General features: G+C 47.2%; 13 protein-coding genes. 4 read left to right on the top strand and 9 right to left on the bottom strand.

What is annotated here, in order from left to right:
• Window positions 1-228 precede the first annotated feature (228 nt).
• Window positions 229-1,251 carry an aldo/keto reductase gene (locus tag RGU75_RS18285; RefSeq protein WP_322238405.1) on the bottom strand — a complete coding sequence of 341 codons (1,023 nt, stop codon included), beginning with the start codon at window positions 1,249-1,251 and terminating at the stop codon, window positions 229-231.
• 498 nt (window positions 1,252-1,749) lie between these two features.
• Between RGU75_RS18285 and RGU75_RS18280 the strand changes: the two genes are divergently transcribed.
• Entirely contained in the window at window positions 1,750-2,205 is a 456-nt protein-coding gene (locus RGU75_RS18280; protein WP_322238403.1) for a tautomerase family protein, read from the top strand.
• 289 nt (window positions 2,206-2,494) lie between these two features.
• Here the strand turns inward: RGU75_RS18280 and RGU75_RS18275 are convergent, their stop codons facing one another.
• The 7 genes from RGU75_RS18275 to rpsF form a co-directional block, all read right to left on the bottom strand.
• Window positions 2,495-3,505: an inorganic phosphate transporter gene (locus tag RGU75_RS18275; protein ID WP_322238401.1), complete on the bottom strand. Its 1,011-nt coding sequence runs from the start codon at window positions 3,503-3,505 to the stop codon at window positions 2,495-2,497.
• A gap of 132 nt (window positions 3,506-3,637) precedes the next feature.
• Window positions 3,638-4,264 carry a DUF47 domain-containing protein gene (locus RGU75_RS18270; RefSeq protein ID WP_322238399.1) on the bottom strand — a complete coding sequence of 209 codons (627 nt, stop codon included), beginning with the start codon at window positions 4,262-4,264 and terminating at the stop codon, window positions 3,638-3,640.
• 130 nt (window positions 4,265-4,394) lie between these two features.
• Window positions 4,395-5,780: a replicative DNA helicase gene (locus RGU75_RS18265; protein ID WP_322238397.1), complete on the bottom strand. Its 1,386-nt coding sequence runs from the start codon at window positions 5,778-5,780 to the stop codon at window positions 4,395-4,397.
• Window positions 5,781-5,905: 125 nt separating this feature from the next.
• Window positions 5,906-6,358 carry a 50S ribosomal protein L9 gene (rplI, locus tag RGU75_RS18260; protein ID WP_322238395.1) on the bottom strand — a complete coding sequence of 151 codons (453 nt, stop codon included), beginning with the start codon at window positions 6,356-6,358 and terminating at the stop codon, window positions 5,906-5,908.
• Between the two features lie 26 nt (window positions 6,359-6,384).
• On the bottom strand, window positions 6,385-6,669 hold the full coding sequence (rpsR, locus tag RGU75_RS18255) for a 30S ribosomal protein S18 (RefSeq protein ID WP_108439014.1): 285 nt from the start codon (window positions 6,667-6,669) through the stop codon (window positions 6,385-6,387).
• A 21-nt stretch (window positions 6,670-6,690) separates the two neighbouring features.
• Window positions 6,691-7,005, bottom strand: coding sequence for a primosomal replication protein N (gene priB, locus RGU75_RS18250; protein WP_322238391.1), 315 nt, complete (start codon window positions 7,003-7,005; stop codon window positions 6,691-6,693).
• A gap of 52 nt (window positions 7,006-7,057) precedes the next feature.
• Entirely contained in the window at window positions 7,058-7,450 is a 393-nt protein-coding gene (gene rpsF / locus RGU75_RS18245) for a 30S ribosomal protein S6 (RefSeq protein ID WP_322238389.1), read from the bottom strand.
• Window positions 7,451-7,725: 275 nt separating this feature from the next.
• On the opposite strand from rpsF, the gene lexA reads away from it, so the two are divergent.
• On the top strand, window positions 7,726-8,400 hold the full coding sequence (lexA, locus tag RGU75_RS18240; RefSeq protein WP_322238387.1) for a transcriptional repressor LexA: 675 nt from the start codon (window positions 7,726-7,728) through the stop codon (window positions 8,398-8,400).
• A 219-nt stretch (window positions 8,401-8,619) separates the two neighbouring features.
• Here the strand turns inward: lexA and RGU75_RS18235 are convergent, their stop codons facing one another.
• On the bottom strand, window positions 8,620-9,399 hold the full coding sequence (locus RGU75_RS18235) for an RNA methyltransferase (protein WP_322238386.1): 780 nt from the start codon (window positions 9,397-9,399) through the stop codon (window positions 8,620-8,622).
• 332 nt (window positions 9,400-9,731) lie between these two features.
• Between RGU75_RS18235 and RGU75_RS18230 the strand changes: the two genes are divergently transcribed.
• Both RGU75_RS18230 and RGU75_RS18225 read left to right on the top strand, forming a co-directional pair.
• Window positions 9,732-10,535, top strand: a complete 804-nt coding sequence (locus tag RGU75_RS18230) for an inositol monophosphatase family protein (protein WP_322238384.1) — start codon at window positions 9,732-9,734, stop codon at window positions 10,533-10,535.
• A gap of 536 nt (window positions 10,536-11,071) precedes the next feature.
• A complete protein-coding gene (locus RGU75_RS18225) occupies window positions 11,072-12,427 on the top strand; it encodes a DEAD/DEAH box helicase (RefSeq protein WP_322238382.1) in 1,356 nt (451 codons plus the stop codon).
• Window positions 12,428-12,707: the final 280 nt, after the last annotated feature.

Below are 12,707 nucleotides of genomic sequence, written 5' to 3'. Positions count from 1 at the left end.
GCTGCGTTTCTGAGTAGTGAAATCTTTACTACGACAAATATAAAAAATGGATGAAGCGTATAAAAATACACATCATCCATTTTTTATAATGACGTTACCTCAAGTGTATCTAGCAAATTGCATCAGAAATAGTTTCGAACTAAAACCCCAGGACATCACGCTACTTCAATAACGTTTTGCATGAGTAAATCCTGATCGCCCAACACGACGATCAAATAAGATTTTTGCTCAACCGCGTTCGTTCAGCATAGGGAACTCACGTTGGTGCCATACTGGATATACTGGTGCCACATCACTGGCAAGATCCAGCAAGGCGACTTGTTCGACACTTAACTGCCAGCCAGTAGCGCCGATATTCTCAATCAGCTGTTTCTCGTCACGCGCGCCGATGATGACACTGGACACGGTCTCTCTTTGTAGTAGCCAGTTCAGCGCTATCTGTGGAATTGTCTTGCCGGACTCTTCGGCGATGGTATCGAGCGCATCAACGATACGAAAAAGCCGCTCCTCTTCGAAATGTGGCCCCGTCCCGGCAATGTCGTGCGCACGAGTGCCAGGCTTGGCAGGTTGATTGCGGCGTATCTTGCCGGTCAGCTTCCCCCAACCCAATGGGCTCCAAATCAGCGCACCGACCCCTTGATCCACGCCCAGCGGCATTAGCTCCCACTCATAGTCACGATTGAGCAGTGAGTAATAAACCTGATGCGCAACGTGCCGCGGATAGCCATAGCGCTCAGACACGGCGAGAGATTTCATCAGGTGCCAGCCAGAAAAATTCGATCCACCGATATAGCGTACCTTGCCCGATCGGACTAGCTGATCCAAGGTTGCCATGGTCTCTTCTACTGGCGTATTGTTATCTTGACCGTGTAACTGAAGAAGATCGATGTGATCCGTACCGAGGCGTTTCAATGAATTCTCGACCGCTTCGACCAGATGCTGACGCGACGAACCGAAATCGTTTGCTCCATCACCCACCGGAAAGGTGGCCTTGGTTGAAATGAGCAAACGACTACGCTTACCCTTAATCGCTTCGCCCAATATCTGTTCGGACATACCATCTGAATATACGTCGGCGGTATCAAACATCGATACCCCGTGCTCCAGGCAAACGTCGATCAGGCGCGCCGCGCCGCTCGTATCCGTACTTCCCCATGCTTTAAAAAAATCATTGCTGCCACCAAAGGTTGCGGTGCCAAAGCTAAGTGCAGGCACACGCAGGCCTGATTTACCGAGTCGTCGATGTTCCATGTTGTTTTCCAATGTTCAAAATATACGGATTTATTTTATGATCAAAACAGACCATTTACCGCTAAGATTGCGGGTATGCGGCGATGTATTCGCCTTAGGAAAATATATCTTGTGTAACATCTTTGAATTGTAGCATCCTAGGAAAAATGATGAATTCGACGGCAACTGAATCGTTCTGCCACGGGGCAATCAGCACAGGCGGCGTTCGCCCTACGAAGTAATAGTTGTTCAGCTCTCGCAACAGCGAACTTATCTTGGAAAATTGCTCACCAAAACGAGCCTTGTGTGGAACCGGCGACACAATGTTACCCGAACCTTCTAATTGCTTTGACGATCTTATTGTGCCTCACATTTGACTGCCATTCCCTATAGCAACCAACTTATAAGGCCTGACCTATACTACGTTGTTGCCACACTGTCAGAGTCATCAATCATGGCTATTAGCGCTAAATACGATCTCATTATCCCGCAACATATATTTCTCAAAGGAGACGCATCATGCCAACCTATCAGGTCTATACATCCCATCATTGCCTCACCGTTCCCGTAAAAGCCAGCGTCGCCCGAGCAATCACCCGTGCCCACAGCGAAGTGACGGGAGCAGACAATTTCTTTGCACAAGTGATGTTCACTGAAAAAGCTGCGGAGGACTACTATCTTGGTGGCCATCCGTTACAAGCCAATCATCTGTTCGTTCATGGCGTCATACGAGCTCGCAGCCTCGAGCTCAAAAAAGTACTTATAGAAAAATTGGTGAGCGAAATAGCCAATGCGGCGTCATTACATCAGCGATACATCTGGGTCTATTTATCAGATTTGCCACCAGATATGATGGTGGAGTTTGGTCATGTGCTTCCGCAGCCGGGGGAAGAAGCCGCATGGGCCAATATGCTCACGGTCGAGGACCGAGAATATATGCATAGTACAGACTATCTTGGACAGGATAACCCTTGATCAAAGATCACCAAGTTGCGTTGTTCTCGTCGATTTGACCGTAAAAATAATTTTTGAAATAACCACCTCGGCCGCACTGCAACCAGAAAAGCATCAACGCAATTTAACCTCGGTTTGATTATGCCCACATTTTATCCGTCATGCGTTCAACGGCATTCGAGTCTAAATTTACCTTTTGTCTGGATCAATACAGCTAAAATAACGTGTCTCTGTGAACGGAAGCGGGCCATGCGAATCTATCTGCATGGCCCGTTATATAGCTCTGTAACTTCACTCACTGATCATGGTTTTATAAAAATTGCTTACCGATCCACCAGGCAATTGCGGCAATAAATGCCGAGGCCGGAATCGTAAAAATCCAGGCCCAAACAATATTACTCGCAACACCCCATCGGACTGCCGACATTTTGCGCGACGCGCCAACGCCGACAATCGCACCGGTAATTGTGTGAGTAGTAGATACCGGCACACCCAAAATGGTCGCCATAAACAGAGTAATAGCACCGCCTGTTTCGGCACAAAACCCACCAACCGGCTTCAGCTTGGTGATTTTTTGTCCCATCGTTTTAACAATACGCCAGCCACCGAAAAGTGTTCCGAGACTAATAGCGCTATAACAAGATAAAATCACCCACCAAGGCGGCAATGAATCAGAGCCGTTTGAAACACCAGCCGCGATCAATAGCATCCAAATGACACCGATAGTTTTTTGTGCGTCATTACCGCCGTGACCGAGGCTATACATAGAAGCGGACACCAATTGCAAACGACGGAACCACTTATCGACCTTGCGTGGCGTTGAGCGTACAAAAATCCAGGACACCAGCACCATCATAATCGAGCCGAAAACAAATCCAAGCAACGGTGACAGAACAATAAAAGCGATAGTTTTAATGAGGCCAGAAGAAATCAACGCGCCCGTACCCGCTTTAGCTACTGCCGCACCAACCAAACCACCAATCAGCGCGTGCGACGACGACGAGGGAATTCCATAGTACCAAGTTAAAATATTCCAACAAATAGCGCCGATCAGTGCGCCGAACACAACGTAATGGTCGACCACTTCAGCGTGAATGGTGCCCTTTCCGACCGTGGCAGCGACATGTAGCTGGAAAACCGCGATCGCTACAAAGTTAAACACTGCGGCCATTGCGACAGCCTGTTGCGGCTTCAAAACACCTGTGGAGACCACCGTGGCGATAGCATTCGCGGCGTCATGAAAGCCGTTCATAAAGTCGAACACTAACGCCAGCGCAACAAGGAAAGCAAGAACGTAAATACTGATATGAAGAGTTTGCATGGAAAATTGAGTCGTTTTAAATACATCGAGGTGGCACGATAAGTATTGACACTTATTATCGTAGACGGCAGCTGAGTTAGCTGCCCCACCATGGCTCAGCACGTTATTTCAACCGTGCTGTGGCGAAAAACCTTAGGCGTTTTCTACGATGATGCCTTCAATGATGTTGGCGACGTCTTCACAACGATCCGTCACTGTTTCCAAAATTTCATAAATTGCTTTTAATTTAATCAACGTACGTACATCCGGTTCGTCGCGGAAAAGCTTTGACATCGCGGCACGCATGACATGATCCGCATCTGACTCGAGACGATCAATCTCTGCACAAATTTCCAGAATTTTTGTCGAGTTGTCCATGTTGTGTAGTAAAGCTACCGCTGACTTTACTTTTTCTGCACAAGCTAAACATAATTCTGCCAGGCGCTTTGCCTCGGGCGTAATTGCCTTAATATCGTAAAGCGAGATCGTCTGTGCTGCATCCTCTAATAAATCAAGGATGTCATCCATACGCGTGATCAGTTTATGGATATCGTCACGATCAATTGGCGTAATGAACGTCTTGTGCAGCATATCAATCGCTGCATAAGTAATCTTGTCGGCTTGTTTTTCGATGCTTTCAATGGCGTGGACCCGAATTTCCAGATCGTCGAAATTGGTCATCAATGCCACCATTTCTTTCGCACCCTTTACGCACAACTCGGCATGTTGGTTAAAGAGCTCAAAGAATTTGCCCTCGGTGGGCATCAATCGTGCAAACATATTTTCTCTCTCTTCTTCATTAAATCTGGATTAAATCTGTGCTGTAATACAAGGAACTCGTCAATCTAATGCCTGTTACCTGGCAGCAAAAATGATGCATCAATAAACATTACAACGTTATGCCAAGGCATTAGTCTCCACCCTGCGGAGCGGCAAGGCCACCGGCATAGTTCTCAAATTTTGTGTATTGTCCAAGAAACGTCAGTCTCAAGCTACCAATTGGTCCATTACGTTGTTTACCAACAATGATTTCCGCTGTACCTTTTTCCTGAGAGTCAGGGTTGTACACTTCATCACGATAAATAAACAAAATAACATCAGCATCCTGTTCAATCGCACCTGATTCACGCAAGTCTGACATGATCGGACGTTTATTTGGACGTTGCTCCAAGGAGCGATTCAACTGAGATAACGCGATCACCGGGCACTGTAATTCTTTCGCCAAGCCTTTTAAATTTCGTGATATTTCAGAAATTTCAGTAGCACGATTTTCACCTGCCGTATTCCCTGACATCAACTGCAAGTAATCGATGATGATCAATCCTAACTTACCGCACTGTCGAGATAACCGGCGCGCACGCGCCCGAAGTTCCATTGAGCTTAAGGCTGGCGTTTCATCAATATATAGCTGTGCATCATTCATTTTTTGGATTGCATGCGTCAAGCGTGGCCAATCCTCATCATTCAGTCGTCCCGTACGCAGACGATGCTGATCAAGTCGACCAACAGAGCCCAGCATACGCATCGCTAATTGCGTGCCGCCCATTTCCATAGAGAACACGGCAACTGGCAGTCCACTCTCTATAGCGACAGTCTCACCAATATTGATAGAAAACGCCGTTTTTCCCATCGATGGGCGGCCAGCAACAATAATAAGGTCGCCAGGCTGCAAGCCAGATGTCATTTTATCAAGATCAGCAAAGCCGGTTGGTACCCCGGTAATTTCGCTTTGATTGTCGCGGCTATATAGTTCGTCAATGCGCTCGACAACCTGAGTCAATAAAGGTTGGATTTCTTGAAAACCTTGTGCGCCACGCGAACCCTCTTCGGCAATAGCAAAAATCTTCGACTCAGCCTCATCCAGCATCTGCTTCACTTCTTTGCCCTGCGGACTGAAAGCCTGGCCCGATATTTCATCTGCCACTGTAATCAACTTACGCAAGATGCCACGGTCGCGCACAATTTCGGCATAGCGGCGAATATTAGCGGCCGAGGGCGTATTTTGAGCCAGCGCATTGAGATAAGTCAAACCGCCGACCTCCTCTGCCTTGCCGGTACTACCAAGCGACTCAAATACGGTAATGACATCCGCTGGTCTGGAGTTATTGATCAACTTGACGATATGTTGAAAAATAATGCGATGGTCGTACCGATAGAAGTCGTCTGCACGAACGAAATCGGCGATTCTATCCCAAGCGGCATTATCGAGAAGCAACCCGCCCAAAACGGATTGCTCCGCTTCGATTGAATGGGGTGGTACGCGTAGTGAATCTAACTGTGGATCTGAAGGTGGCATGGCGCGAATTATACCTGCTTACAAGTTTAGCTCTGTTGCAGTAAACCAAAAAAAGGACAATAAAAAAGCCGGGAGAACCCGGCTTTTTAACATTTCAACAAATACTCGTAGCGCACTCAATCAAATTAAGCGTGCTCGCCGATCACAGCAACAGTCACGTCAACCAGGACGTCAGTGTGCAAAGATACAGCAACGGCGTGGTCGCCAACGATCTTCAAAGGACCGACTGGCAAACGCACTTGCGATTTTTCAACAGCAAAACCTTGCTTGGTCAACGCCTCAGCGATATCAGCATTGGTAACAGAACCGAACAAACGGCCATCAACACCTGATTTTTGCGAAATCTTCACCGTCAAACCGTTCAATTTTTCGCCTTGCGCTTGGGCGGCTGCCAATTTAGCAGCTGCAGTTTTTTCCAGCTCTGCGCGTTTAACTTCAAATTCAGCAATTGCTGAAGTTGTAGCACGGCGAGCAAGACGTTGTGGAATTAGAAAGTTACGTGCATAACCATCTTTTACACGAACGACTTCACCAAGATTGCCGACATTAACGACTTTTTCTAACAGAATAATTTGCATGTTTTTCTCCTATTTCAAGTCGTCAATTAAACGTTGTGCAGATCGGTGTAAGGCAACAACGCAAGGAAACGCGCGCGTTTGATCGCGGTGTCAACTTGACGTTGGTAAATTGCCTTAGTACCTGTCAGGCGTGCTGGCATAATTTTGCCATTTTCCTGAACAAAATCTTTCAACGTATCGACGTCTTTGTAATCAACGCTAGCAACGTGTGCTGCTGTGAAACGACAAAACTTTTTACGCTTGAACAGCGGGTTTTGTTGTTGACGCTTGTTTTTCAGTTTGCTTTTATCGAACTTTTTACCGAATGCCATTTGAGGCTCCTGTATAAATAATTAGGCCGCAGTTTCAGCTGCAGCAAATTCAGTGATGTGAAATACCAGACTTTTACCGTTGCGACTCTTGCGTGCCAAAAATCCTGTGAACCAGTACTGACCACCCAATACCGTCTGATTGAATCGCCCCGATATCTCGCCTATGGCAAGAGCGGCAATTTCGAACTCAACCTGACGTTGGATACCCGCTTCATGTGGTGACGAACGACTCAGCAATATTGCTGAAACGATCGGGATACCCGCTGGCGTATAACGCAATACTTCGCGCTCTGCGATTTCGGCAACCAATTGAAGCGCGTTGTTGAGTTGATTCACTCCGGTCTATTTGGAAAATGGTGACGCAATGAATGCAAGTTAATCGGCAAAATTAGGCGGCTGCCGGGGCTGATGCTGGCGCAGCTGGTGCTTCAGTACGATGGCTTTTAGCAGCATCTTCCTTTTGCACAGCCTTCATCATTGGCGATGGGCCAGTTTCAGCTTTTTTCAGCTTGACCGTCAGGTGACGCAAAACAGCATCATTGAACTTAAAGCCAGTTTCGATTTCGGTCAGTGTTTCGCTGTCGCATTCGATGTTCAAGCAAACATAGTGTGCTTTTGCCAATTTTTGGATCAGGTAAGCCAATTGACGGCGACCCCAATCTTCAACGCGATGAACGATACCGCCACGTGTAGTGACAATACCCTTATAGCGTTCGATCATTGCAGGCACTTGCTCGCTTTGATCCGGATGGACGATAAACACGATTTCATAATGACGCATGTAAGCTCCTTTTTGGACTGTTGAAAATAGCCCACCCCGGCGTCAAGACGAGTGTGGGAAGAGGAAAGTCGATAACTATACAGTGAAATCCTTCAAAACTCAATGCTCAATACACATGATCGTCATACAGACAAATAGATTGTCAAATTTACTTGCATTCAACTGAATACTGTACAAAAATACAGACTGTTTATATACACAGTTCGCCGGTGGCATAAATCGCAGCATGAACGCCATATTCTCGCACCAGCCCTTATTCGACAACCGCTATCAATATGATCAAATTAACTGCACGCCAACAACAAATACTTGATCTCATCAGGGATGCTATTGAGAACACGGGTTTCCCTCCGACTCGCGCTGAAATCGCATCCGAGTTAGGATTTCGCTCAGCCAATGCAGCTGAAGAGCATTTGCAGGCGCTTGCACGCAAAGGCGCCATCGAAATTTCGCCGGGGACGTCTCGCGGAATACGGCTTCTTGCAAAAGGCCCTAGCCCGACTAGTAAGCGCAATAATGATGACATCGGGCAGCAATTTACCTTACCCCATCCTGCATTAATGCAACTCAATCTTCCATTGGTGGGACGCGTGGCTGCCGGATCACCAATCCTGGCACAGGAACACGTTCAGGCACGATACAACATTGATCCTACCTTTTTTAGCGATAAACCGGATTACTTGCTGAAGGTACGCGGCATGTCTATGCGTGATGCCGGTATTCTTGATGGGGATCTACTAGCTGTCAAAAAAACGGAATCAGCGAGAAACGGTCAAATAGTCGTAGCACGACTGGGCGATGACGTCACCGTCAAGCGATACAAAAAAACTGGCTCTTCGATACAACTACTACCAGAAAATCCAGAATTTGAACCGATCATTGTCAGCGAAGATCAAGATGACTTTGCGTTAGAAGGCTTAGTGGTGGGATTAATGCGGAACTGGGGCTAATCCTTAAAAATGCAATTATCGGCTCGATCAGAGCTGATAATTGCAAGCGTATCAAGGCGCACTTTTTAATGAAGACGTAAGCTAATTAACCTAAATAGCGCATTTGAAAGCCCCTCTCAGGATGAAAAGCGGCATCTCTTAGCGTTAATCAAAACTACTCAAAAATTCCTTAATTACTTTTGAAGCAATAATTTTTAACACCCGGAAAAAATTTCTCCATCAATCAAGACGCCGCCGCTTAGTCAAAATCTGATTAGCGATACCGCGCAAAATATTCACCTCTTCAGTTTCCAACCCTGCGCGTGCAAACAAACGCTTCAGGCGTGGCATCAATTTTTTCGGATGTGCCGGATCGAGAAAATCGATTTCAATCAGTGCTTTTTCCAAATGGGCAAACATACCTTCAATCTCAATCAGATTAGCGGTATCGCCGTGAAATCCGATCTCGTCACTTGACTCACTCTCGCCAGGCGGTTGTTCAGCGCTAGCCGCGACCCGAAACTCATAAGCTAATACTTGCACCGCTTGCGATAAATTTAAGGAGGAATAATCGGGATTCGCCGGAATGTTAATTAATACATTACATTTCTCGACGATTTCATTCGGCAAACCATAGCGCTCGCTTCCAAATAATATTGCCCCAGTCAGGGTTTTATCTGTCGCTAGTTGCTCCGCCACCGCTCTTGGTGCCATCACAGGTGGAGAAAACTCGCGGAGGCGCGCACTTAGCGCAGCTGCATAATTGCACCCGATCAAGGCCTGTTCGACAGTCTCGACGATTCTGGCTGACGATAGAATATCTTGCGCACCGCTTGCTAATGCAATTGCCTCATCACGCTGTAAAACGTCCGGATAGCGGGGATTCACCAGGACCAGCTCGGAAAATCCCATTGTTTTAATAGCACGTGCAGCTGCGCCAACATTGCCGGGACTACTGGTATCAACCAGTACAAAGCGTAGGCGATTGAAAAGAGACGTGTTGGTTTTTGTCAGGTTCATTTAAAATAGCGTCATTCGCAGGTTAATTTTCAGGAAACGCTGATGTTTAGTGTCTTGGAGTATTAGCCGGGAGCCTGTCGGTCTGACCGGATCAAAGTGAAAAATGCACTGAACGAGGACAGATTTTGCCAGATTCGCAGCACCGATAGCCAGCTATTGGTCGAGAAACTGATGAAACATGACCTGACCAGATCATTTTTCAGCCGATTCCGCATAGCCCGTCAGGCCCTTGTTACCGTCAAGACGGCCTGCATCGCTCATTATTAATAATATAGGTTGGTTCTGTTCCCATTAGGCACAGTGCCGCCATTTTAACGGAACCGAATCCAGATATGCATCCTATGCTCAATACGGCCATCAAGGCCGCCCGTCGTGGTGCCGCAGTCATTTCGCGCGCCTCCTTCGATCTCGACCTGCTTCAGGTAGAAAAAAAAGCACATAACGATTTTGTCACTGAAGTTGATAAAAATGCCGAAGCGGCAATTATTGACATTTTGAAGAACGCCTATCCAGACCACGCCATATTGGCCGAAGAGTCCGGTGCGTCCGACAATCTACATGACGAAAACGAAAACGTCTGGATTATCGATCCAATCGATGGCACTACCAACTTCATCCATGGCTTTCCACAATACTGCGTGTCGATTGCGTTACAGCATCGTGGACAAATTACCCAAGCCGTCATCTATGACCCAACTCGTAATGATTTATTTACCGCTAGCAAGGGCGCTGGCGCTTACTTAAATGAAAAACGTATCCGTGTCAGCAAACGCACTCGCATTGCAGATGGCTTGATTGGAACCGGCTTTCCTTTCCGCGAGACCGAAGGGCCGGTCATGGACGAGTACATGAAAATGTTCCGCGTAATGACACAAAACTGCGCTGGTCTGCGCCGCCCCGGCTCGGCTGCGCTCGATCTGGCATACGTTGCAGCGGGTCGCCTGGATGGTTTTTTTGAAAAAGGTTTAAAACCGTGGGACATCGCGGCTGGTACTTTGCTGATTACGGAATCTGGCGGTATCGTCGGTAACTTTGTTGGGGATTCTGATTACCTCTACAAAGGCGACGTATTGGCTGGCAACCCTAAAATATTCGCACAATTGGTTAGTTTATTATCGCCATACGCAAAAAAGTAGAAAAAAACTGAATGGCATCCTATCCTAAAGATGAGGCCAGAATGTCACAAGGGAATAGGTTCAGGGATATCACTAAAGTGGCGTGATTTGAACCAACTGATCGACTCAAATGATCGACGCCTCTGACGGCATCATATGTTTTTATATGATGCCGTTTTCACATCAAAAGCGCCAAATGTTTTGTGATATTTAGCTGCCAATCACCGTGCGATGCGATGAAGGTCGATGGCAATTCAATCACTATTGAAAAACACTAACGATAAAAATTTCGCTACACTTTTAATGACTGAGAGAGAAATCCAAAAATTTCGAACGATGCCGCGCAAACGCGCGGTTTGTTGTTGTTCGCTGTTATACTTCTGCCTTATGCGGCCATTCACCAGTCAAGTGTCGCCGTAAGGGAGCGAGAAAAGTTTAGTTCAGAGGGCTTTTTAGCTGTCTCAACAATTGCTTGCTAGTTCCTGAATTCATTAATCCCGTTTGCCTGCGACTGGCGCCCGAGCGGCGACAGGCCGATATTCTTCTATTGAGCTTCCATGTTATTTTCTGAACTCGGCTTGTCCGATGCCATCGTTCGCGCTGTTACCGAGCACGGCTACACAACGCCTACTCCAATTCAAGCGCAAGCAATTCCTGCCGTGCTAGCTGGCGGAGATTTGCTTGCGGGCGCCCAAACCGGCACCGGAAAAACCGCTGGCTTCACCTTGCCCGTCCTGCACCGCCTGGCTACTTCGCCAACAAACCCGACTGGTTCCCATCGTCCAATTCGCGCACTGATTTTGACGCCGACTCGCGAACTCGCGGCACAAGTCGAAGAAAGCGTTCGTTTATACGGTAAATATTTGCCGTTAACTTCAGCGGTTATTTTTGGCGGTGTTGGCATTAATCCGCAAATCAAAATTTTGAAACATGGCGTTGATATCCTGGTGTGCACACCAGGCCGACTACTCGACCACATGCAACAAGGTACGGTTAATCTGACGCATGTTGAAATTTTGATCTTGGACGAAGCCGATCGTATGCTCGATATGGGTTTCATCCGCGACATTAAAAAAATTCTTGCCGTGCTACCGAAGAAACGTCAAAACTTATTGTTCTCCGCGACCTTCTCGGACGACATCAAGATATTGGCTGATAACTTGTTGAACTCACCAGCGATGATTGAAGTTGCCCGCCGCAACTCCACTGTCGAGGTCATCCAGCAAAAAATACATCCAGTTGATCGCGATAAAAAACATCCGTTACTAGCACATCTGATTAAGGCTCATTCTTGGCGCCAAGTGCTAGTGTTTACCCGCACTAAACATGGCGCAAACAAACTGGTCGAGCAACTTGGTAAAGACGGCATCAGCGGTATGGCAATTCATGGCAACAAAAGCCAATCTGCACGCACCAAAGCACTCGCCGAATTTAAAGACGGTAGTTTGCAGGTGTTGGTCGCTACCGACATTGCAGCACGTGGAATTGATATCGATCAACTGCCGCACGTGGTTAATTATGATCTACCAAATGTTCCCGAAGATTACGTCCATCGCATCGGTCGCACCGGTCGTGCTGGCGCCACTGGCGAAGCCGTATCATTGGTATGCGTGGATGAACATCAAATGTTGAAAGACATTGAAAAGCTGATCAAACGCGAATTGCCAAAAGAAATTATTGCCGGTTTTGAACCAGATCCACATGCACGCGCACAGCCGATTCAATTGCGTAGTGGTGGCGGTGGCGCAGGCAACGGCAATCGTGGCGGTGGCGGACGCACACAAGGTCAACGCACAGCTGGCAAAGCACCCGCCTCTGGCGCAAAACCAAACACGGGTCCGGCCAGAAGCAGCAATGCCAATTCGCAAGCTCGCCCTGCAGCACCGCATCGCTCAGGTGGCCGTGGTCGCTAAGTAGTCTTTATATTCTGTGGCTGTCACAATGGCCGCGTCATTTTTCCTACGAAAATGACGCGGCCATTTGTATATTAAATTACCAAAAAGCGCTGTGCCATTTCTCTGTCTTATATTTGTTAATGTGACTTTCTTCAATTTAAAAGACATTGCGATACTCAATCGCCTGCGCTAAATGCCGCGGATGCAATCTCAAATTTATAGTGTAATTGACGACGCCCAACGATTCAGCATACTCAAGCATTTTTTTACATAGGCGTAATTTGAGGACAGCTAATCT

Source organism: Glaciimonas sp. CA11.2 (genome assembly GCF_034314045.1).
Taxonomy (GTDB): Bacteria; Pseudomonadota; Gammaproteobacteria; order Burkholderiales; family Burkholderiaceae_D; genus Glaciimonas.
The sequence above is the reverse complement of the archived record's forward strand: the minus strand, read 5'-3'. Positions and strand labels throughout refer to the sequence as shown.